The 21,553-nt window shown below is 71.1% G+C and carries 20 protein-coding genes; 17 read left to right on the forward strand and 3 right to left on the reverse strand.

The features are described 5' to 3' along the window. Window positions 1–13 precede the first annotated feature (13 nt). The 12 genes from ACFZDA_RS28335 (at window position 14) to ACFZDA_RS28390 (ending at window position 12,046) form a co-directional block, all read left to right on the forward strand. Window positions 14–1,093 carry a WYL domain-containing protein gene (locus ACFZDA_RS28335; RefSeq protein ID WP_391086801.1) on the forward strand — a complete coding sequence of 360 codons (1,080 nt, stop codon included), beginning with the start codon at window positions 14–16 and terminating at the stop codon, window positions 1,091–1,093. A 100-nt stretch (window positions 1,094–1,193) separates the two neighbouring features. Beyond that, the gene (locus ACFZDA_RS28340) at window positions 1,194–1,487 is read left to right on the forward strand and encodes a hypothetical protein (protein ID WP_391086803.1); all 294 of its coding nucleotides are present in this window, start codon (window positions 1,194–1,196) and stop codon (window positions 1,485–1,487) included. A gap of 45 nt (window positions 1,488–1,532) precedes the next feature. After that, on the forward strand, window positions 1,533–1,727 hold the full coding sequence (locus ACFZDA_RS28345) for a hypothetical protein (protein WP_059419435.1): 195 nt from the start codon (window positions 1,533–1,535) through the stop codon (window positions 1,725–1,727). Window positions 1,728–1,986: 259 nt separating this feature from the next. Beyond that, window positions 1,987–2,268: a Sec-independent protein translocase subunit TatA gene (gene tatA, locus ACFZDA_RS28350; RefSeq protein WP_020271424.1), complete on the forward strand. Its 282-nt coding sequence runs from the start codon at window positions 1,987–1,989 to the stop codon at window positions 2,266–2,268. 47 nt (window positions 2,269–2,315) lie between these two features. Then, entirely contained in the window at window positions 2,316–3,278 is a 963-nt protein-coding gene (gene tatC / locus ACFZDA_RS28355; RefSeq protein ID WP_391086806.1) for a twin-arginine translocase subunit TatC, read from the forward strand. Between the two features lie 31 nt (window positions 3,279–3,309). Beyond that, complete coding sequence (locus ACFZDA_RS28360; protein WP_391086808.1) at window positions 3,310–4,200, forward strand: diacylglycerol kinase; 891 nt, start codon at window positions 3,310–3,312, stop codon at window positions 4,198–4,200. Between the two features lie 56 nt (window positions 4,201–4,256). Continuing rightward, entirely contained in the window at window positions 4,257–7,103 is a 2,847-nt protein-coding gene (locus ACFZDA_RS28365) for a DEAD/DEAH box helicase (RefSeq protein WP_391086810.1), read from the forward strand. A 331-nt stretch (window positions 7,104–7,434) separates the two neighbouring features. After that, a complete protein-coding gene (locus ACFZDA_RS28370; protein WP_391086812.1) occupies window positions 7,435–9,075 on the forward strand; it encodes an ATP-binding protein in 1,641 nt (546 codons plus the stop codon). Beyond that, window positions 9,072–9,479: a roadblock/LC7 domain-containing protein gene (locus tag ACFZDA_RS28375; protein WP_086564691.1), complete on the forward strand. Its 408-nt coding sequence runs from the start codon at window positions 9,072–9,074 to the stop codon at window positions 9,477–9,479. Before ACFZDA_RS28370 ends, ACFZDA_RS28375 begins: the two co-directional genes overlap by 4 nt. Beyond that, window positions 9,476–9,868 (forward strand): DUF742 domain-containing protein, encoded by a 393-nt coding sequence (locus tag ACFZDA_RS28380; RefSeq protein ID WP_391086815.1) that lies wholly within the window; start codon window positions 9,476–9,478, stop codon window positions 9,866–9,868. Before ACFZDA_RS28375 ends, ACFZDA_RS28380 begins: the two co-directional genes overlap by 4 nt. Beyond that, entirely contained in the window at window positions 9,849–10,469 is a 621-nt protein-coding gene (locus tag ACFZDA_RS28385) for an ATP/GTP-binding protein (protein ID WP_391086817.1), read from the forward strand. The genes ACFZDA_RS28380 and ACFZDA_RS28385 overlap by 20 nt, the downstream gene beginning before the upstream one ends. 62 nt (window positions 10,470–10,531) lie before the next feature. Further along, entirely contained in the window at window positions 10,532–12,046 is a 1,515-nt protein-coding gene (locus tag ACFZDA_RS28390; RefSeq protein ID WP_391086819.1) for a cytochrome P450, read from the forward strand. On the opposite strand, the gene ACFZDA_RS28395 is transcribed toward ACFZDA_RS28390, so the two are convergent. The 3 genes from ACFZDA_RS28395 to ACFZDA_RS28405 all read right to left on the reverse strand — a co-directional run bounded on the left by ACFZDA_RS28395 (window position 12,040) and on the right by ACFZDA_RS28405 (window position 14,996). Further along, window positions 12,040–13,026: a pseudouridine synthase gene (locus tag ACFZDA_RS28395; protein ID WP_391086821.1), complete on the reverse strand. Its 987-nt coding sequence runs from the start codon at window positions 13,024–13,026 to the stop codon at window positions 12,040–12,042. The two genes, ACFZDA_RS28390 and ACFZDA_RS28395, sit on opposite strands and share 7 nt — an antisense overlap. A gap of 72 nt (window positions 13,027–13,098) precedes the next feature. Next, window positions 13,099–13,941: a siderophore-interacting protein gene (locus tag ACFZDA_RS28400; protein ID WP_391086823.1), complete on the reverse strand. Its 843-nt coding sequence runs from the start codon at window positions 13,939–13,941 to the stop codon at window positions 13,099–13,101. Window positions 13,942–14,066: 125 nt separating this feature from the next. Further along, on the reverse strand, window positions 14,067–14,996 hold the full coding sequence (locus tag ACFZDA_RS28405; RefSeq protein WP_391087239.1) for a 5'-3' exonuclease H3TH domain-containing protein: 930 nt from the start codon (window positions 14,994–14,996) through the stop codon (window positions 14,067–14,069). Between the two features lie 169 nt (window positions 14,997–15,165). On the opposite strand from ACFZDA_RS28405, the gene ACFZDA_RS28410 reads away from it, so the two are divergent. From ACFZDA_RS28410 to ACFZDA_RS28430, 5 genes are all read left to right on the forward strand, one after another. Continuing rightward, the gene (locus ACFZDA_RS28410) at window positions 15,166–16,257 is read left to right on the forward strand and encodes a betaine/proline/choline family ABC transporter ATP-binding protein (protein ID WP_391086825.1); all 1,092 of its coding nucleotides are present in this window, start codon (window positions 15,166–15,168) and stop codon (window positions 16,255–16,257) included. Further along, window positions 16,250–18,862, forward strand: a complete 2,613-nt coding sequence (locus tag ACFZDA_RS28415; protein WP_391086827.1) for a glycine betaine ABC transporter substrate-binding protein — start codon at window positions 16,250–16,252, stop codon at window positions 18,860–18,862. Before ACFZDA_RS28410 ends, ACFZDA_RS28415 begins: the two co-directional genes overlap by 8 nt. Window positions 18,863–19,233: 371 nt before the next feature. Further along, complete coding sequence (locus ACFZDA_RS28420) at window positions 19,234–19,803, forward strand: helix-turn-helix domain-containing protein (protein ID WP_391086829.1); 570 nt, start codon at window positions 19,234–19,236, stop codon at window positions 19,801–19,803. Continuing rightward, the gene (locus ACFZDA_RS28425; RefSeq protein WP_391086831.1) at window positions 19,800–20,519 is read left to right on the forward strand and encodes a helical backbone metal receptor; all 720 of its coding nucleotides are present in this window, start codon (window positions 19,800–19,802) and stop codon (window positions 20,517–20,519) included. The genes ACFZDA_RS28420 and ACFZDA_RS28425 overlap by 4 nt, the downstream gene beginning before the upstream one ends. A gap of 43 nt (window positions 20,520–20,562) precedes the next feature. After that, window positions 20,563–21,492 (forward strand): LysR substrate-binding domain-containing protein, encoded by a 930-nt coding sequence (locus tag ACFZDA_RS28430; RefSeq protein WP_391086833.1) that lies wholly within the window; start codon window positions 20,563–20,565, stop codon window positions 21,490–21,492. The last annotated feature ends 61 nt before the right edge of the window (window positions 21,493–21,553 follow it).

Consider the following 21,553-nt stretch of genomic DNA (forward strand, 5'->3'; position numbering starts at 1 on the left):
AGCGGACGAGACAGTGGCAGGCAAACCGGTCAGGCCCGTGAACGCCATCGACCAGACCAGACGGATGCTCTCCCTGGTGACGTATCTGAGGGAGCGCCCGGGGGCCCGGGTCGAGGACGTCGCGCGCGCCTTCGGCATCACCGAGGACGAACTGGTCTCCGACCTCGACGTGCTGCCCATGTGCGGCACCAGCTTCCGCGGCGGTGACCTGCTCGACATCGACACCGACGGCGAGCGCATCTGGTGGCACAACCCGGCCGCCCTGGCGGCGGAGGCGGCCGAGCCGCTCAGGCTCGCCGCCGACGAGGCCACCGCCCTGCTCGTCGCCGCCCGGGCCGTGGCCACCCTGCCCGGACTGCGCGAGAGCGACCGGCAGGCCCTGTTGCGAGCCACGGCCAAGGTGGAGACCGCGGCCGGCGAGGCGGCGGGCGCCAGCTCGCGGCTGTCGGTGACCTTCGAGTCCGAGGGCGGGGTCTTCGCGGACGTCGACCGGGCGATCGCCGAGCGCCGCCGGCTGTGGATCCGCTACTACTCGCCCGCGCGCGACGAGGTCACCGAGCGGGAGATCGACCCGATCCGCCTGGTCAGCGTCGGGCACACCTATGTCGAGGCCTGGTGCCGCCGCTCGGAGGCGCGCCGCACCTTCCGGCTCGACCGGGTCGCCGAGATCAAGATCCTGGACGAGCCGTCGGCACCGCCGGAGATCGAGCTGCGGGACCTGTCCGAGGCGCTGGTGCAGCCCGCGGCCGAGGACCCGGAGGTGGTGGTCGAGGTCGGGCCCGGCGGTCGCTGGGTCGCCGAGTACTACCCGCACGACAGCGCGGATGAGCTCGCGGACGGCGGCCTGCGTATCACTCTGCGGACCCCTGATCCGGCGTCGCTGCGGCGCCTGGCGCTGCGGCTCGGGCGGGACGGCCGCATCGTGTCGCCGCCCGAGCTGGCGGACAGCGCCCGGCAGGCGGCCCGCGAGGCGCTGGCGGCGTACGACGGGATCGAGGCCGTGGCGGCGGCCGGCGGGGCGGAGGCCGCCGGCGCGGGCGGGCCGCGTGCGGTGCCCGCCGTGGCGGACGGGCCGGACGGCAGACGCGAGTGAGCCGTGGGCGCCACCGGCGTCGAGGGCCGGAGACCGCCGTCCCGTGACACCGGCCGTGGCGCCCCGGAGGCGAACGACCCGAGAAAGAGGAGCCAGGGCTGTGAGCGAGTCGGTGACGTCCGGTGCGATGGGCATGACGGTGGAGTCCGCGTTCGCCGGGATGAGAAGCGTGGCCCCCGTGATGTTCCGGGCGGGCTGCCCGGACTGCCGGGAGCGTTTCGAGCTCACCGCGGGCGCCCTGCGCCTGGCCATCGGCGCGACGAGCCGCACCACCTTCTACTCCTTCACCTGCCCGCAGTGCGGCGCCTGCGTCCGCAAGCCCGCGGGGGAGCGGATCGTGGAACTGCTCACCGACGGCGGTGTGCGCACGCTGCGGCTGCACTCCACGGTCTAGTGGGCCGGGGCATCGGCCTCGTCAGGAGGGTCTAGGCTCGGCGTCATGTTCTGGCCGATGTTCGCGATTGCCGTGGGATTCGTGGGTCTCGCCGTGCTCGGGGTGCTCGCCGTGCGGGTCTTCGTCGAGGCACAGCGCCTGGGCAGCCAGGTCACGGACTCGGCGCGCCGTATCAACCGGGCCGCGGAGGACCTGGAACGGGCGGCGGAGAGTGCGGCCCGGTCCGTCGACGCCCTCTGAGCTGTCCGGCATGTGGCTGTGAGTCCGGCACGGGGACACTTCGCCCTGTCACCCCGGCGGTTCGGACAGGTACGCTGCTGGTCGCGGCCCGGTTAACGAGGCACTGGCCGCGGACGGGAGTACGCACAGGGGATGCAGAGGGATTGCCCCACGTTTACCCCTGAGCGTTACGATCGCTGTCAACACGGTCGTTCGGACACATGTCCGACCGGTCGGACAGCACCCCACCACAGCCGCCTCGGTGAGAAGGTAAAGACTTATGTTCGGAAGGCTCGGAGCTCCCGAGATCATTCTCATCCTCGTCGTCATCATCCTGCTGTTCGGCGCGAAGAAGCTTCCGGACATGGCTCGGTCGCTCGGCAAGTCGGCCCGCATCCTCAAGAGCGAGGCCAAGGCCATGAAGGATGAAGGCAAGTCGTCCACCACTCCGGCCGGCCCGCCCAACACCGACGAGCCCTCGCAGCGCACCATCCAGGCCGCCCCCGGTGATGTGACCAGCTCGCGCCCGGTCAACGAGCCGACGGACACGACCAAGCGCTGACGCAGGGCCGGTGACCTCCGGCCCGCCGCACGAGATGGGAACGTGGGTTGCTGAAGTCTGCCCGCAAAAAGGAGAGGGATCCCGAGGGGCGGATGCCCCTCGCGGAGCACCTTCGCGAGCTCCGCAACCGGCTCGCCAAGGCGATGCTGGCGATCGTCATCGTCACGGTCTTCGCCGCCTTCTTCTACAACGACATCATCAACTTGATCACCAAGCCGATCCTCGACTCGGTCGGCTGTGACAAGACCTTCGCGGAACTGGCCAGGTCGCAGCCGGGCTCCAAGCCGTGCGCGCAGATCACCATCAACGGCCTGCTCACCCCCTTCACGCTGGCGTTGAAGGTGTCCCTGATGGCCGGTGTCGTGCTGGCCTCGCCCATCTGGCTCTACCAGCTGTGGGCCTTCGTCGCGCCCGGTCTGCACCGGCACGAGAGGAAGTACGCCTACGCCTTCGTCGGCACGGGCGCACCGTTGTTCGTCGCCGGTGCCTACTTCGCGTACACGGTCCTGCCCACCACGGCGAAGGTGCTCCTCGAGTTCACCCCGGGCGGCACGTCCAACCTCCTCCCGCTGGACGACCTGCTCGACCTGGTCATGCGGATGGTGCTCGTCTTCGGCCTCTCGTTCGAGCTGCCCCTGCTGCTGGTCATGCTCAACCTCACCGGGGTGCTCACCGGCAAGCGCATGCTCGGCTGGTGGCGCGGCATGATCATGGCCATCACGGTCTTCGCGGCCATCGCCACACCCAGCACCGACCCGCTGACCATGCTGGCGCTCGCCGGGCCGATCTGGCTTCTGTACTTCGCCGCCGTCGCCTTCTCCCTGCTCAACGACCGCCGTCGCAGCCGCCGCGACGCCCTGGGCCCCGCCGACGACGAGGCCTCCGAGCTGGATCTCACCCCCGAGGACATCGGCGAGATCGAGCCCGTGACGACCGGGCGCGCCGCCCTGCCCGAGCAGGCGAGCGGAGACCGCACGGACCGGGTCAACGGTTATGACGACGTGACCTGAAGACCGCCGAACAGCTCATAGGGTCGGTCGCGTGACCAGCGAGATCACCCTCTTCGTCAACCCCACCGCGGGTCGCGGCCGGGGCGCCCGCGCGGCGCAGCCGGCCGCTTCCGCGTTGCGGGCGGCCGGTTTCTCGGTGCGTACGGTGCTCGGGGAGGACGCCGCGGACGCCCTCACCCGGGCGCGGTCCGCCGTCGCCGGCGGCACCGGAGCGCTGATAGCCGTCGGCGGCGACGGCATGGCCCATCTCGCGCTGCGGGCGGTCGCGGGCACGAGCACCCCGCTCGGCCTGGTCGCGGTCGGCACCGGCAACGACTTCGCCCGCGCTCTCGGTCTGCCCGTGCGCGAGCCGGCCGCCGCGGGCCGCATGATCGCCGACGCCCTCAAGTGCGGCCGGCTCCGCGACATCGACCTCGGTCGGGTGGGGGACCGCTGGTTCGGCACGGTCCTCGCCTCCGGCTTCGACTCCCGGGTCAACGACCGGGGCAATCGCATGCGGTGGCCCTCCGGCCGCTTCAAGTACGACCTGGCGATGATCGCCGAACTCGCCGCGTTCCGGCCCGTCCCGTACCGGATCCGCCTCGACGACGGTGAGGTGCGCGAGGTCGAGGCGACCCTCGTCGCCGTCGGCAACGGCTCGTCGTACGGCGGCGGCATGCGGATCTGCCCCGGCGCCGACCTGACCGACGGGCTGTTCGACATCACCGTGGTAGGGGACTGCGACCGTACGACGCTGCTGCGGGTGTTTCCGCGGGTGTACCGGGGGAGGCATGTCGAGCATCCGAAGGTGACCGTGCTGCGGGCGGCCCGGGTCGAGATCGCCGCGGAGGGGATCACCGGGTACGCGGACGGGGAACCGCTGGGCCCGCTGCCGCTGACCGCGTGTTGTGTGCGTGGGGGCGTGCGGGTCGTCGGCCCCTGAGCAGCGCTGCCCCTGAGCTGCGCCGATCCCTGGTTTCACAGGAACGGATCCGGATAATGATCGTCCTGTTGTCAGTGCGGCCCGGTACGCTCGAAAGCACGATGACAGAGGACCTCTCACCGGCCGAGCGGTACGCGGCAGCCCGTAAGCGTGCTGCCGAGCAGGCCACCGCGCTCGCCTCATTCCGCGAGATGTACGACTTCGGCCTCGACCCCTTCCAGATCGAGGCCTGCCAGGCCCTTGAGGCGGGGAAGGGCGTGCTGGTCGCGGCGCCCACCGGATCCGGCAAGACGATCGTCGGCGAGTTCGCCGTCCACCTCGCCCTCCAGCAGGGCAAGAAGTGCTTCTACACGACACCCATCAAGGCGCTGTCGAACCAGAAGTACGCCGACCTGTGCCGCCGCTACGGCACGGACAAGGTGGGCCTGCTCACCGGCGACAACAGCGTCAACTCCGGCGCCCCGGTGGTCGTGATGACCACCGAGGTGCTGCGGAACATGCTGTACGCCGGTTCCCAGACCCTCCTGGGCCTCGGCTACGTGGTCATGGACGAGGTGCACTACCTCTCCGACCGGTTCCGCGGCGCCGTCTGGGAAGAGGTGATCATTCACCTCCCCGAGTCGGTCACGCTCGTCTCCCTCTCGGCGACCGTGTCGAACGCCGAGGAGTTCGGCGACTGGCTCGACACGGTCCGCGGCGACACCGAGGTGATCGTCTCCGAGCACCGGCCCGTGCCGCTGTTCCAGCACGTGCTGGCCGGACGGCGGATCTACGACCTGTTCGAGGAGGGCGAGGGCCACAAGAAGGCCGTCAACCCCGACCTCACGCGCATGGCGCGCATGGAGGCGACCCGGCCGTCGTACCAGGACCGCCGGCGCGGCCGGCTGCGCGAGGCCGACCGCGAGCGTGAGCGCAGACAGCGGTCCCGGGTGTGGACGCCGAGCCGGCCCGAGGTCATCGAGCGGCTCGACGCCGAGGGGCTGCTGCCCGCCATCACCTTCATCTTCAGCCGCGCCGCCTGCGAGGCCGCCGTCCAGCAGTGCCTGTACGCGGGTCTCCGGCTGAACGACGAGGAGGCACGCGAGCAGGTCCGCTCCCTCGTCGAGGAGCGCACGGCCTCCATCCCGCACGAGGACCTGCACGTCCTCGGTTACTACGAGTGGCTGGAGGGCCTGGAGCGCGGTATCGCCGCCCACCACGCGGGCATGCTGCCGACCTTCAAGGAGGTCGTCGAGGAGTTGTTCGTACGCGGCCTGGTCAAGGCCGTGTTCGCGACCGAGACCCTCGCCCTCGGCATCAACATGCCCGCCCGTTCGGTGGTGCTGGAGAAGCTCGTCAAGTGGAACGGCGAGCAGCACGCGGACATCACCCCGGGCGAGTTCACACAGCTGACCGGGCGGGCCGGGCGGCGCGGCATCGACGTCGAGGGCCACGCCGTGGTGCTGTGGCAGCGCGGCATGAACCCCGAGCACCTGGCGGGCCTGGCCGGCACGCGCACGTACCCGCTGCGGTCCAGCTTCAAGCCGTCGTACAACATGGCGGTCAACCTGGTCGAGCAGTTCGGCCGGCACCGCTCGCGCGAGTTGCTGGAGACGTCCTTCGCGCAGTTCCAGGCGGACAAGTCGGTCGTCGGGATCTCCCGGCAGGTGCAGCGCAACGAGGAGGGCCTCGAGGGCTACAAGGCCTCCATGACCTGCCACCTCGGGGACTTCGAGGAGTACGCGCGGCTGCGCCGCGAACTGAAGGACCGGGAGAACGAGCTGGCCCGGCAGGGCGCCGCACAGCGCCGCGCGGAGGCCGCGGTCGCGCTGGAGAAGCTGAAACCCGGCGACGTCATCCATGTGCCCACCGGCAAGTACGCGGGCCTGGCCCTGGTGCTCGACCCGGGCCTGCCCGCGGGCCGTTCGAACGGCCATCGCGGATTCGAGCACCACGACGGGCCGCGCCCGCTGGTGCTGACCGCCGAGCGGCAGGTGAAGCGGCTGGCGGCCATCGACTTCCCGGTGCCGGTCGAGCCGCTGGAGCGGATGCGGATCCCGAAGTCCTTCAACCCCCGTTCCCCGCAGTCCCGTCGGGACCTCGCGTCCGCGCTGCGCACCAAGGCCGGGCACATCCCGGCCGACCGGCACCGGGGGCGGCGCTCGCAGGCGGCCGACGACCGCGAGATCGCCCGGCTGCGGACCGCGCTGCGCGCGCACCCCTGCCACGGGTGCAACGACCGCGAGGACCACGCCCGTTGGGCCGAGCGCTACCACCGGCTGCTGCGGGACACCTCGCAGCTGGAGCGGCGCATCGAGGGCCGTACGAACACGATCGCGCGGACGTTCGACCGGATCGTGGCGCTGCTGACCGAGATGGACTACCTGCGCGGTGACGAGGTCACCGAGCACGGCAAGCGGCTCGCGCGGCTGTACGGCGAGCTGGACCTGCTCGCCAGCGAGTGCCTGCGCGAGGGCGTCTGGGAGGGGCTCGGCCCGGCCGAACTGGCCGGTTGCGTCTCGGCGTTGGTCTACGAGGCGCGGGTCGGCGACGACGCGCTGGTGCCGAAGCTGCCGTCGGGCAAGGCCAAGGCCGCGCTGGGCGAGATGGTGCGGATCTGGGGGCGGCTCGACGCGCTGGAGGAGGAGTTCCGGATCAGCCAGACCGAGGGGGTCGGGCAGCGGGAGCCGGACCTCGGGTTCGCCTGGGCCGCGTACATGTGGGCCTCCGGCAAGGGGCTCGACGAGGTGCTGCGCGAGGCGGAGATGCCGGCGGGGGACTTCGTGCGGTGGTGCAAGCAGGTCATTGACGTGCTGGGGCAGATCGCGGCGGCTGCGCCGCAGGGGTCTTCTGTGGTGAAGAACGCCCGTAAGGCCGTTGACCTGTTGCTGCGGGGAGTTGTCGCCTACTCGTCGGTGGGGTAATTGCCGCTGCGCGGGTGCCGGTGAGGCTTCCCTGGAGCCCCTCACCCGATGGGGTGAGGGGCTTTCGTATGCCCGTACGCCATCACTCGTCGTGTTCGAACGATTTCGCAGCGTGTAAATGGCCGAGCATACTATCCCTTCGCGTCCGGTTTCCGGCAGTTGCTGAATATGACACGGCGATGATCCGGTCGGACTAAGCTCGCCCGCAGCGCACCGGCTTGAGCTGAATTCGTGCGCTTGTTCCCCAATGTGCGGAAGAGTCCTACAGCTTCGTGACATACCCCCTCGCAAGTCCTCCCGAACCCCAGCCGATCTTTTTCAGAAGGCCCACATGGTGAGTGTTCAATCCCCACCCGGTCGCGGTGAACTTCCTTACGCGCGCGTGCTGCTGCTGCCGGCCATAGTGATGGCCGCGGCGACCGGAGCCGCTGCCGCCCTGGTGACGGCGCCGGCCCGGCTCGCCGTCGGCTGGTGCGGTGGTATCGCCACCGTGCTGGTGATCGCGACGGCGGCCGAGGCGGTGCGCCGTGGCCGTGCCCTGCGCAGGCAGCGGGGCGAGCACGCCCGTCACACCGCGCATCTCGAACAGCGGATCGCGGCCCACGAGAACGAGTTGGTCCGCTTCTCGCGGGACATCGTCCCCGCGGCGCTCCGGCTGCTGAGCACCGGGGAATCCCCCAGGGAGGTGATCCGCAAGCTCGGCCTCGCCAACCCCCAGTACCGCAACCTGCCCGCGCCGCAGGCGGAGACGCTGCTGACGGTGCTGAAGATCGTCGACCGCGAAGTGACCATGCGTGACGCCGCCGCGCGCTCCTTCGTCAGTGTCGCCCGCCGCGTCCAGGCGATCATCCATCAGCAGGCCGAGGAACTGAGGGAGATGGAGGAGGACCACGGCCGCAACCCCGAGGTCTTCGACGACCTGCTGCGCATCGACCACGGCAACGCCCTGATCGGCCGCCTCGCCGACTCCGTCTCCGTCCTCGGCGGCGGCCGTCCCGGACGGCAGTGGCCCGAGCCGGTGTCCCTCTACAGCACGCTGCGCGGCGCCATGTCGCGCATCCTGGAGTACCGGCGCATCCAGTTGTCCTCCATCGCGAAGGTCAGCGTCAAGGGCATCTACGTCGAGCCGGTCATCCACGCCTGCGCCGAACTCCTGGACAACGCCACGCGCTACTCGCCGCCGCAGACCAAGGTGCACGTCACCGCCACCGAGGTGCAGACCGGCGTCTGCATCGAGATCGAGGACGGCGGTGTCAACCTCAACGAGGAGGCACGCGCCCGGATCGAGGGCATGCTGGAGGCCGCTAAGGCGGGCGTCGACCTCCAGGACATCGGTGAGCACCCGCGCCTCGGCCTCGCCGTCGTCGGCCGCCTCTGCGCGGCGTACAGCATGCAGGTTTCGCTGCGCGCCTCCGCGTACGGCGGTGTCCGCGCCATCGTCATCGTGCCGAGCGAGATGATCACTCACGAGCGCGGTGTCGGACTCGCCCACGGCATCGGCGCCACCGGCATCCCCATGCCGGTCGGCCTTCCCGAGGGGCCGAAGCGCACGCCGAAGAAGCGCCGCCCCACCAACCCCCGCATCCCGGAGACGGTCTCTCTGGAGGACGACGATGTCCCCGTGGTCACCGAGTGGACGCCGAACGGCCTGCCGCAGCGCCGCAGCCGGGTGAAGACCTCCCTCACCGAGCGGATCGCCCAGCAGGCCGCCTACGACCGGGAAGACCGGGAGGCCGCGGCACGGGGCGAGGCGAACCCCTGGGCGACACCCGAGCCCGAGCCCAAGCCCCTGCGCGACATGAACGCCCCCGACGCCCCCGGTAAAGGCCTCGAGGCGTTCTGGGAGGGGCTCAAGCAAGGCATCGAGCCCGGCACCCATCCCACCGACTTCATCCGGAACCCGACCAAGTACCTGCACCTGCTCAACGACCCGGCCCCCACCGAGGCCGACGACGAGGGGGAACTCAAGTGATCCAGCAGCGAGGCAACTTCGACTGGATGCTCAAGCAACTCGCCGACGGCGTGCCGGGCATCGAGATGATCGTGGTCCTCTCGGCCGACGGTCTGCGCATCGCCCGCTACGGCGGCGAGCCCGACGCGGCCGACCGGGTCGCCGCGGCCTGCGCCGGCCTGCAGTCCCTCGCGGGCAGCGTCTGCCAGGAACTCACCGTCGGTGACGGCGAGATGAAGCTCGTGATGATCGAGATCGACCGCGGCTACTTCTACCTGATGAACGCCGGAGCCAACGCCTTCCTCGCGGTGCTCTCCGACGTGCGGTGCGAACCCGGCCGGATGAGCGCGATGATGCGCGACCTCGTCGTCCGTATCGGCGGCCACCTGACCAGTCCGCCCCGGCGGAACGGGCAGATCGTATGACGCCTCCCCAACGCCAGCGGCGCGACCCCGCCCCGGAACCGCCCAAGCCCCAGGAGGGCGAGGTCAGGAACCCGGAGCGCATGTACGTGGTGGCCGGCCCGGACGGTGAGCGGGCCGAGCTGGACCTGGTGACGTTAATCGTGGCGCGTGCCGCGGACCCGCCGCCCACCGCCTCGCCCGAGCAGGCGGCGTTGCTCCGGCTGTGCGCCGCCCCCCTGTCCGTGGCCGAGCTGTCGGCCTACCTCAGCCTGCCGTTCAGCGCGATGGGCGTGCTGCTCACCGAGTTGCTGACGGCGGATCTGGTGACGGCGCGCTCCCCGATCGTCCGCCAGGCGCTCCCCGACCGTTCCCTCCTCGAAGCGGTGATGAATGGACTTCAAAGGCTCTGACACCATCCCGGGCCCCCGGGCCGAGGACCAGCTGCCACACACGGCACAGGCCGCGGCCAAGATCGTGATCGTGGGGGGCTTCGGTGTCGGAAAGACGACCATGGTCGGCTCGGTCAGCGAGATCAAACCGCTGACCACCGAGGAGACCATGACGCAGGCCGGCATCGGTGTCGACGACGACTTCGGTTCCGCGTCCAAGACGGCCACCACCGTGGCGATGGACTTCGGCCGGATCAGCATCACCGACCAGCTCGTGCTGTACCTCTTCGGCACCCCCGGCCAGCAGCGCTTCTGGTTCCTGTGGAACGGCCTGTTCGAGGGTGCGCTCGGCGCGGTCGTGCTGGTCGACACCCGCCGCCTGGAGGTCAGTTTCGACGTCATGGGGCGCCTGGAGGAACGCGGCGTGCCGTTCGTGGTCGCCATCAACTCCTTCCCGGACGCGCCCCGTTACCCCATCGAGGAGCTGCGTACGGCGCTCGACCTCTCCCCGGACATCCCGATCATGGAGTGCGACGCGCGGCGGCGGGCCTCCAGCCGCGACGTCCTGATGACCCTCATGCGCTTCCTGCACTCGCTCGCCATGACGGGTTCGCTCACCTGATCCGTGTCCGTCCCACCCCACACCTCCCCCCAAGCCACCTGGAAAGTTCCGGAGCGACCACTGTGATGCCTGAATCCCACGCCTCGACGGGTACGGACACCCCCCTGCCCGGCCCGCCCCCCGGCTGCCCCGCGCACGGCCTCGGGCCCGGTGGGCTGCACCGGCTGCACGAGTCGGAGGACCTGGCAGGGCTGTACGAGCAGCTGCGGAAGGAGCACGGCCCCGTGGCGCCCGTGCTGCTCCACGACGACGTACCGATCTGGATCGTTCTCGGCCACGCCGAGAATCTGCACATGGTGCGCTCGCCCACGCAGTTCTGCCGGGACAGCCGGATCTGGACCCCGCTCAAGGACGGTCTGGTCAAGCCCGACCACCCGCTGATGCCGCACATCGCCTGGCAGCCCATCGCCTCGCACGCCGAGGGCGACGAGCACAAGCGGCTGCGCGGCGCGGTCCAGGGCGCCATCTCCACCATCGACTTCCGCAGCCTGCGCCGCTACATCAACCGCAGCACGCAGGCCATCGTCAACCGGTTCTGCGAGGAGGGCGAGGCCGACCTCGTCGGCCAGTTCGCCGAGCACCTGCCGATGGCGGTGATGTGCGAGATCCTCGGCATGCCCGACGAGTACAACGACCGTCTCGTCGAGGCCGCCCGCGACGCGCTCAAGGGCACCGAGACGGCGATCGCCAGCCACTCCTACGTCATGGACGCCCTGAGCCGGCTCACCGCCCGGCGCCGCGCCCAGCCGGAGGAGGACCTGGCCAGCTACCTGATCACCCACCCGGCCCGGCTGACCGACGACGAGGTCAGGGAGCACCTGCGCCTGGTGCTCTTCGCCGCCTACGAGGCCACCGCCAACCTGCTGTCCAACGTGCTGCTGACGGTGCTGATCGACCCGCGCTTCAGGGCCCAGCTCAACGGCGGCCAGATGACGGTGCCGGAGGCGGTGGAGCAGTCGCTGTGGAACGAGCCGCCGTTCAGCACGGTCTTCGCCTACTTCGCCAAGCAGGAGACCGAACTGGGCGGGCAGCGCATCCGACGGGGCGACGGGCTGCTCTTCGCCCCGCTGCCGGCCAACGTCGACCCCAGGGTGCGGCCGGATCTGAAGGCCAGCATGCAGGGCAACCGGTCGCACCTCGCCTTCGGCGGCGGCCCCCACGAGTGCCCCGGACAGGACATCGGCCGTTCCATCGCGGACGTGGGCGTCGACGCGCTGCTGATGCGGCTGCCGGATGTCGAACTCGACTGTGATGTGCACGAGTTGAGCTGGACGGCGTCCATCGCCTCCCGGCACCTCGTGTCACTGCCGGCGGTGTTCGCGCCCAAGCCGCCGCAGGACGTGACCGAGACGCCGAACCACAACCACGTCCCCGCCCAGCGCTCCGACTGGCAGATCGGTATCACACAACCGCAGCCCCAGCCGCAGTCCGTACCGGTCGCCGCCGCGCAGCCGCAGCCGGCCCCCGCGCAGCCCCAGCCGGCACCCGTACCGCCGCAGTCGCAGCCGGTGGCGGAGGAACCCGCCCGGCCCAGGGGTGTCTGGCAGCGCTTCCTGAGCTGGTGGCGCGGTTACTGACCGTCCGACGGGCCGTCGCACGTCCCGGCGGCCCACCGGTCGTACGACGCCCAGGCCGTGAGCACCCGGCCACTGCGCAGCCGGTGCTCCTCGCCCGTGACCGGGTCGGTGAACTCCATGGCCCGGGCCAGCAGTTGCAGCGGGCGCCGGAAGTCACCGGCCGGCACGGGAGCGGTGACCTCGGGGTAGAGCGGGTCGCCGAGGATCGGCACGCCCAGCGCGGTCATGTGCACCCGCAGCTGGTGGGTCTGCCCGGTGCCGGGCACGAGCCGGTACCGGGCGAGTCCGCCGGCCCCGTCCGGGCGGTGGTCGACGAGCTCGACGCGGCTGACGGCGTTGGGCTCGCCCGCCACCTCCCGGGCGGTGAGCTCGCCGCGCTCCTTCACGATCCGGCTGCGCACGGTCCGGGGGAGTGCGAGACCGGGAGCGTACGGGGCGACGGCCTCGTACTCCTTGCGCACGAGCCGGTCGCGGAAGAGCGTCTGGTACGCGCCGCGCTCCTCGGGGCGCACGGTGAACAGCACGAGTCCGGCGGTGAGCCGGTCCAGACGGTGCGCGGCGGCGAGCGCGGGGATGGCCAGCTCGCGGCGCAGCCGGGCCAGTGCGGTCTCGGCGACATGGCTGCCGCGCGGGGTGGTGGCGAGGAAGTGCGGTTTGTCGACGACGACGATGTGCTCGTCCCGGTACACGACCTCCAGCGGGAACGGCACCGGCACCTCGTCGGGCAGTTCCCGCTGGAACCACACGAACATCCCGGGTACGTAGGGCGCGTCCGCCGGCACGGCTCGCCCGTCCGCCGCGACGACGAGCCCCGCGTCGAACATCCCGTCGACGACCCCGTCACCGGCGCCCGAGAGCCGCTCCACCAGGTGTTCACGCACCGTGGCCCACGCTCCCGCGGCGGGCAGGCGCACCCGCACCGGGTCCACCCCGTGGCGCTGCGGCAGGGGAGCGGGCGGGATGCGTCTCTTCCGTCTCATCGCGGCCCAGCGTACGAGGCGGGCGGGCACCGGCGGAAAGCCGCTGCGGCCGCCCGTCGCCCCCCTGGTCGGTCAGGCGGCAGGGGTGTTCTCCTGTTCCGCCTCGATGCGCGCGTTCCACTCCCGCTTCGAGGCCTGCCAGCCGTCCTCGTTGTGGCCGCGGCGCCAGTAGCCGGAGATCGACAGGTCCTCGCGCGCGATGCCGCGCTCGACGCGGAGCAGCCGGCGCAGTTCCTTGACGAAGTGCGCCTCGCCGTGGACGAAGGCGTGCACCCGGCCCTCGGGGAACGCGAGGCCCCGCACGGCCTCGACGAGTGCCTCGCCGAGCGGCCGGTCACGGCGGTGCAGCCAGACGACCTCCACATCGGAGTCGATCTTCTGCTCCTCCTCGGGGCCGGAGACCTCGATGAAGGCGTGGGCCTTCGCCCCGCGCGGCAGTGCCTCCAGGGAGCGGGCGATCGCGGGCAGTGCGCTCTCGTCGCCCACGAGCAGGTGCCAGTCGGCGTCCGGGTCCGGCGCGTACGCCCCGCCGGGGCCCATGAACCACACGGTCTCGCCCGGCTGGACGCGCGCCGCCCACGGGCCGGCCAGGCCCTCGTCGCCGTGGATGACGAAGTCGAGCGTCAGCTCGCGATGCTCGGCGTCCCACTGGCGCACCGTGTAGGTCCGGGTCACCGGCCACTGGTCGCGCGGCAGCTCGTCGCGGACGCGCTGCATGTCGAAGGGTTCCGGATAGGTCACGCCCTCCGGCGGGAACAGCAGCTTCACATAGTGGTCGGTGCACGTGTCCGCCGCGAAGCCGGTGAGGCCCTCGCCGCCGAGCACCACGCGCTGCATGTGCGGGGTCAGCCGCTCGGTGCGGACGACCTGAGCGGAGTGCGGCCTGCGCGGCTGGCGTCCCGGTCGCTCTGCCATGGGGACCTCCCTGATTTGCATAGTTAGGTTTACCTAAGCTAGCACCTCGCCCCCGTCTGACACCTCTCGGACGGCGAGTTGCCGGGGGTCACCGGACTCAGGAGGCCCATCGGCTTCCGCACGGGTCACGCCGCGAGCGTCGTCAGCAGGCGTTCCAGTGACCCGCCCAGTCCCCAGCGGGCCGCCAGTGCCTCCAGCTGCGCGGGGTCGCGCGGCGTCCGGGGCACCGCCGTCGTGACGTCCGGCAGCGGCACGTCGGCCGCGACCCGGACCACCTTCGGCGCGACCGCGAGATACGGGCGCGCCTCGTCCAGCCGCCTGCGCTGCGTCGGCGTCAGCTTCGACCCCCGGTCTTCCGCCGCCGCCAGGATCCCGGCCAGATCCCCGAATTCCGCCAGCAGCTTGGCGGCCGTCTTCTCGCCGATGCCCGGCACGCCCGGCAGGCCGTCGCTGGGGTCGCCGCGCAGCAGGGCCAGATCCGCGTACCCGCTGCCGTCGACCCCATACTTCCCGCGGAGCCATGCCTCATCGGTGAGCTGCAATGTGCCCACGCCCTTCAGCGGGTACAGCACGCGCACCCCGCGCGCGTCGTCCACCAGCTGGTACAGGTCGCGGTCGCCCGTGACGATGTCGACCGGGCCCTTCGCCCGCGCCGTGAACGTGCCGATCACGTCGTCGGCCTCGTATCCGGCGACACCCACGCGCGCGATACCCACCGCGTCCAGCACCGCCTCGATGACCGGGACCTGCGGCGACAGCGTGTCCGGCACCTCCTCCTCGTCCGGGCCGGCCGCGCGCTCCTCGGCGACGCGGTGGGCCTTGTAGGAGGGGATCAGCTCCACCCGCCAGTGCGGCCGCCAGTCGGCGTCCATGCAGGCCACGAGGTGGTCCGGCCGGTGGTCCCGGACCAGGCGGTCGATGAAGTCGAGCAGCCCGCGCACGGCGTTCACCGGCGTGCCGTCCGGAGCCTTCACCGAGTCCGGGACGCCGAAGTAGGCGCGGAAGTACAGGGAGGCGGTGTCGAGGAGCATCAGTCGTCCGGTCACGTCACGCATCATGCCGTACGCCACCGACAGCGACCCGTCTCCTGTGTGACGCGCCCCACTTGTGCGTTTGGGATCCGGAATCGGGGGGAGGCGCCGCCCCGCAGCGAGGCTGGTTGCGTAATTCAACTTTTGCGCCCTGCCCTCGCTCTGTTCCATTGCCGTCCAAATTGAGGTGCACGTGTCAGCAAGGCTTCAGGCAGAGAGCCTGTACAAGGTGTTCGGCAGGAGACCGGACCAGGTGGTCGAGCGGCTCCGCGCCGGGGCCGGGCGGGAGGAACTGCGCGCCGAGGGCGCGACCGCCGCCGTCATCGACGCGTCCTTCACCGTCGAGCCCGGCCAGATCTTCGTCGTCATGGGCCTGTCCGGTTCCGGCAAGTCCACCCTGCTGCGCATGCTGAACGGCCTGCTGGAGCCGACCGCCGGACATGTGCGCTTCGACGGCCAGGACCTGACCACGCTCGGCGACCGCGAGCTGCGCGAGGTCCGCTCCAAGAAGATCAGCATGGTGTTCCAGCACTTCGCGCTCTTCCCGCACCGCAGCGTCCGCGAGAACGCCGCCTACGGCCTGGAAGTGCAGGGCGTGCCCCGCGCCGAGCGCGTACGCCGCGCCGACGAGGCGCTCGCCCTGTGCGGCCTGGCCGGCTGGGAGAAGTCCTGGCCCGACGAGCTGTCCGGCGGCATGCAGCAGCGCGTCGGTCTCGCCCGCGCCCTCGCCACCGACGCCGACCTGCTGCTGATGGACGAGTCCTTCAGCGCCCTGGACCCGCTGATCCGCCGCGACATGCAGGACCAGCTGCTGGAACTCCAGCAGAAACTGAAGAAGACGATCGTCTTCATCACCCACGACCTGAACGAGGCCATGCGCCTGGGCGACCGCATCGCCGTCATGCGCGACGGCGAGATCGTGCAGATCGGCACCGCGCAGGACATCCTGCTGCGGCCCGAGAACGACTACGTCGCCTCCTTCACGCAGGACGTCGACCGCTCCCGCGTGCTGACCACCGGCGAACTGATGGACACTTCGGTCACCGGCGACGACCCCGGCTGCCACTGCGAGACCGCCACGGCCGACACCCCGTTCACGGAGCTGTGCGCGATCAGCGCCCGGCTCTCCCACCCCGTCTCGGTCGTGGACGCGGACAACAAGCTCATCGGCGTCGTCCCCCGACAGCGCCTGGTCGGCTTCCTCGGCGACGAGCAGGACACCACCCCGGAGCCCTGCGACTCCCCGCGGGACACGGGCGGAGAGAAGGTGACCGCCCGTGCCTAGAATCCAGCTCGGCACCTGGGTCAACGACGCCGTCGACTGGCTCACCACCCACATGGGGTGGCTGTTCGACTTCTGCAAGACCGTCTTCCTCGGCCTCTACGACGGCATCAACGCCGTCCTCCAGGCCCCCGAACCGCTGCTCCTCGCGGGCATCTTCGCCGTGATCGCCTTCTGGCTGCGCGGCACCCTCGCCGGTGTCCTCACCTTCGTGGGCTTCGCGTTCATCGTCTCCCTCGACCTGTGGGAGAACGCGATGATCACCCTGACGCTCGTCCTCGTGGCGACCGTCATCGCGCTGGTGATCTCCATACCGGTGGGCATCTGGGCGGCCCGCTCGGACCGCGTCAGCGGTCTGGTCCGGCCCGTCCTGGACTTCATGCAGACGCTGCCCGCGATGGTCTACCTCATCCCGGCGATCCTCTTCTTCGGCACCGGCGCCTCCGCCGGCATCGTCGCCACCCTGATCTTCGCGCTCGCCCCGGGCGTGCGCATGACCGAGCTGGGCATCCGCCAGGTCGACAGGGAACTGGTCGAGGCCGCCGACGCGTTCGGCACCACACCCCGCAACATCCTGCTGCGCGTCCAGCTGCCCCTCGCCCTGCCCACGGTCATGGCAGGCGTCAACCAGGTCATCATGCTCGGGCTGTCCATGGCCGCCATCGCCGGCATGGTCGGCACCGGCGGTCTCGGCGGCGACGTCAACCAGGCCATCGGCCAGCTCAACGTCGGCCTGGGTGCCGAGGCCGGTGTCGGCATCGTGATCCTCGCGATCTACCTCGACCGCATGACCAGCGCGCTGGGCACCCAGGTCTCCCCGCTCGGCCGCCGCGCCGCCGCCCGGCTGCGCGCCGCCCAGGGGCTGAAGATCTGGTCGTACCGGCCCCGCCCGGCCGTCGCCGTGATCGGCGTCGTCGTGCTCGCCCTCGTCTCCGGCGGCATGGGCGTCTTCGGCGGCGGCACCGGCACCACCGCCGCGGCCGGCGGCAAGGACGTCGGCCAGGGCAAGAAGATCAGCATCGGCTACATCCCCTGGGACGAGGGCGTCGCCTCCACCTTCCTCTGGAAGGAGGTCCTGGAGCAGCGCGGCTACCAGGTGGAGGCCAAGCAGCTCGACGCCGGTCCGCTCTACACCTCCCTCGCCCAGGGCGACGTCGACTTCCAGACGGACGCCTGGCTGCCCACGACCCACGCCCAGTACTGGAAGAAGTACGGCAAGCAGCTCGACGACCTGGGCGCCTGGTACGACAAGACGTCCCTGGAACTCTCCGTGCCCTCCTACATGAAGGGCGTCGATTCCCTGGCGGACCTCAAGGGCAAGGCGTCCGAGTTCGGCGGCAAGATCACCGGCATCGAGTCCAGCGCGGGCGAGATGGCCCTGCTCAAGAGCAAGGTCCTCAAGGAGTACGGCCTGGACAAGGAGTACAAGGTCGTCGACAGCTCCACGCCCGCGATGCTGGCCGAGCTGAAGCGCGCGTACGCCAAGAAGGAACCGATCGTCGTCACGCTCTGGTCGCCGCACTGGGCGTACAACGACTACAAGCTGACGAAGCTCAAGGACCCCAAGGGCGCCTGGGGCGCAGGCGACGGCGTGCACACCCTGGCCCGCAAGGGCTTCGCGGACGACGACCCGACGGTCGCCGGCTGGCTGAAGAAGTTCAAGATGAGCGAGAAGGAGCTCACCAGCCTCGAAGCCGAGATCAACAAGGCCGGCAAGGGCAACCAGCAGCAGGCCGTCCGCGCCTGGCTGAAGCAGCACCCCGGCTACGTCGACAAGCTCGCCCCCGTGAAGGGCGCCGGCGGCACACCCGCCGAGGCGAAGCGACCGCTGGACGTGGCGTGGTTCCCCTGGGACGAGGACATCGCCGTCACCTACCTCTGGAAGAACGTCCTGGAGCGGCGCGGCTACAAGCTGGACCTCAAGCAGATGGACGTCGGCCCCGTCTACACGGGTCTGGCCTCGGGCGATCTCGACCTCAACTTCGACGCCTGGCTGCCCTACGCCCAGAAGAACTACTGGGACAGGAACAAGGACCGGCTCAAGGACCTCGGCACCTGGTACGAACCGACCTCCCTGGAGATCGCCGTGCCGTCCTACGTCAAGGGCGTCGACTCCCTGGCGGACCTCAAGGGCAAGGCCGGCACCTTCGACGGGAAGATCATCGGCATCGAGCCCGGCACGGGCGAGATGGACCTGCTGAAGAACAAGGTCCTGCCCGGCTACGGCCTGGACAAGGAGTACGAGGCCGTCGACGGCTCCACCCCGGCCATGCTGGCCGAGCTGAAGCGCGCGTACGCCAAGAAGGAGCCGATCGCCGTCACCCTCTGGTCGCCCCACTGGGCCTACAGCGACTACGAGCTGACCAAGCTGAAGGACCCCAAGAAGGCCTTCGGCGAGGGCAACACGATCCGCACCATCTCCAGCGAGAAGTTCCCCGAGCAGTACCCGCAGCTCACGAAGTGGATCAAGAACTTCAAGATGAGCGAGGACGAGCTCGGCAGCCTGGAGAGCGAGATCAAGAACCGCGGCCAGGGCCATGAGGAAGAGGCCGTCGCCGCGTGGCTGAAGCAGCACCCCGACATGGTGGAGCGCATGACGCCGCAGTGAGGCCCGGTACGGGGCGGGACGCGACACACCGCGTCCCGCCCCGTACGCGTACCCTCATCCGTACCCGGACCAGCAACCGGGGCCCGGACCCACGAGCAGGATCCGGACAACCACAGAGCGCTACGGCACCCCCCGAACCCGTTCTCCCCGCCTGTTCCTCCCGTAGGAGGAATCCGCGCCCCGCCCCCGGGAGCGGCGCATCCCCTGGCGCGAAGTATGAGGTGGCACACCACCCGGTCCGGCGTCGATGTGACAGGCGCATGCACCGGTTTGCCGAACATGCGTAGGGTGCAGACAACTCAACAGAAGCAGTGCGCCGGACCCCCGGCGCACCAGGAGCGGATCGACGGGCGAAGGAGGGAGCCGGAGCGATGGGCGACCACAAAGAACAGCCCCTTCGGGTGGGCGCGGCCGTGCGGCGGCGGCGCCGCGCGCTGCAGCTCACCCTCGCCGTCGTGGCCGAGCGCAGCGGCCTGTCGGTCCCGTTCCTCAGCCAGGTCGAGAACGATCGGGCGCGGCCCAGCACCAGTTCCCTGGAGAAGGTCGCCGACGCCCTGCGCACCACGGCGGTCGAACTCCTCGCCGCGGCCGACCCGGCGTGCAGCGTGGACGTCGTACGCGCCGACGGCACTGAACCGCTGCCCCACCCCCAAACCCGGTCCCTGGTGCGCGGCCACCACCAGATGCACGCCTCCGAGTTCACCGGCGACCACGACGCCGGACGTGAATTCCAGTACCGCAACGACCAGTTGATGTACGTCGCTGACGGCGCGGTGGAGATCGAGGCGGAGGGCCGCGCCTACCGGCTCGGCCGCGGCGACACGCTGTACCTCACCGGCGGTGTGCGGCACCGCTGGCGGGCGGCGGAGTCCGACACCCGGGTGATCGTCGTCGCCGTGGCCGAACACATCGAGGCGGTCCGGGACCGGCCCCGCCGGTGAGGGTCGTCTCGCTGGTCCCGTCGCTGACCGAGGCCGTGGCCCGGTCCGCGCCCGGCGCCCTGGTCGGCGTCACCGACTGGTGCACGCACCCGCCCGGCCTCGACGTCGTACGCGTCGGCGGCACGAAGAACCCCAAGACCGACCGGATCGTCTCCCTCGCCCCCGACCTGGTGATCGCCAACGAGGAGGAGAACCGCGAACCCGACCTCGCGGCCCTGCGCGCGGCGGGAGTCGAGGTCCTGGTCACGGAGATCCGCGAGGTGCCGCAGGCCTTCCGGGAACTGGCCCGGGTCCTGGACGCCTGCGGGGTGGCGGCCCGCCCGCGCTGGCTGGACGAGGCGGAGGAGACCTGGTCGTCCCTGCCGGGCCCGGTCGCCCGGCTGACTGCGGTCGTGCCGATCTGGCGCCGCCCCTGGATGGTCCTGGGCCGCGACACCTTCGCGGGCGACGTCCTGGCCCGTCTCGGCGTCGACCACGTGCACGCGAGGCACCCCGACCGCTACCCGCGCGTCCCGCTGGAGGAACTCCGCGCCGCCGCGCCGGACCTGGTGGTCCTCCCGGACGAGCCGTACCGCTTCACCGCCGACGACGGGCCCGAGGCCTTCCCCGGCCTGCCCTGCGCGCTCGTCAGCGGACGGCACCTGACGTGGTACGGGCCGTCGCTGGCCGAGGCGCCACGGGTACTGGGCAGGGCCCTGCGAGCAGCTCGCTCCTGAGCAGCCCGCGGAGCATGTCTTCATAGCGACATAAGCTGGCTTTATGAGCAGGACGGAAGAGCAGGGCGAGGTCCCGGCCGGCGGGTCTCTCGCGCACCGGGTGCCGGATCTGGGCGGACTTGAGCTGCTGCTGGCGGTGGCGCGGCTCGGCAGCCTCGGCGGGGCGGCGCGGGAACTCGGCATCACCCAGCCCGCGGCCAGCAGCCGGATCCGGTCGATGGAGCGGCAGCTCGGCGTGGCGCTGGTCGACCGCTCACCGCGCGGGTCCCGGCTCACGGACGCCGGTGCGCTGGTGACGGACTGGGCGCGGCGGATCGTCGAGGCGGCGGAGGCGTTCGACGTGGGGGCGCAGGCGCTGCGGGACCGGCGCGACTCGCGGTTGCGGGTGGCGGCGAGCATGACGATCGCCGAGTATCTGCTGCCGGGCTGGCTGCTCGCGCTGCGCGCCCAGCGGCCCGACACGGCGGTGTCCCTGCATGCCGGGAACTCGACGGTGGTGGCGGAGCGGCTGCTGGCGGACGAGGCGGACGTGGGGTTCGTCGAGGGGCTGACGGTGCCGACGGGGCTGGACTCCGTGGTCATCGCCCATGACCGGCTGATCGTGGTCACGGCTCCTGCCCATCCGTGGGCGCGGCGACGGCGGTCCCTGGCGGCGGCGGAACTGGCGTCGACGCCGCTGATCCTGCGCGAGAAGGGCTCCGGCACCCGGCAGGTCCTGGACGCGGCGTTGGGCGGGCTGGCCCGGCCGCTGATCGAGCTGTCGTCGACGACGGCGGTCAAGGCGGCGGCGGTGAGCGGGGCGGGGCCGGCGGTGCTGAGCGAACTGGCGGTGGGGGAGGAGTTGGCGATGCGGCGGCTGGTGCGGGTGCCGGTGGAGGGGGTCGCGCTGGCGCGGGACCTCCGGGCGGTGTGGCCGACGGGCCATCGCCCCACCGGGCCGGCCCGGGATCTGCTGTCGCTGACACGGGGGTAGTGTCCTCGCCCCCACCGCCCCTACCCGACCCATCCCCAGGGGCTCCGCCCCTTCACCCCGG

This window comes from Streptomyces sp. NPDC007991, from assembly GCF_042958445.1.
GTDB lineage: Bacteria > Actinomycetota > Actinomycetes > Streptomycetales > Streptomycetaceae > Streptomyces.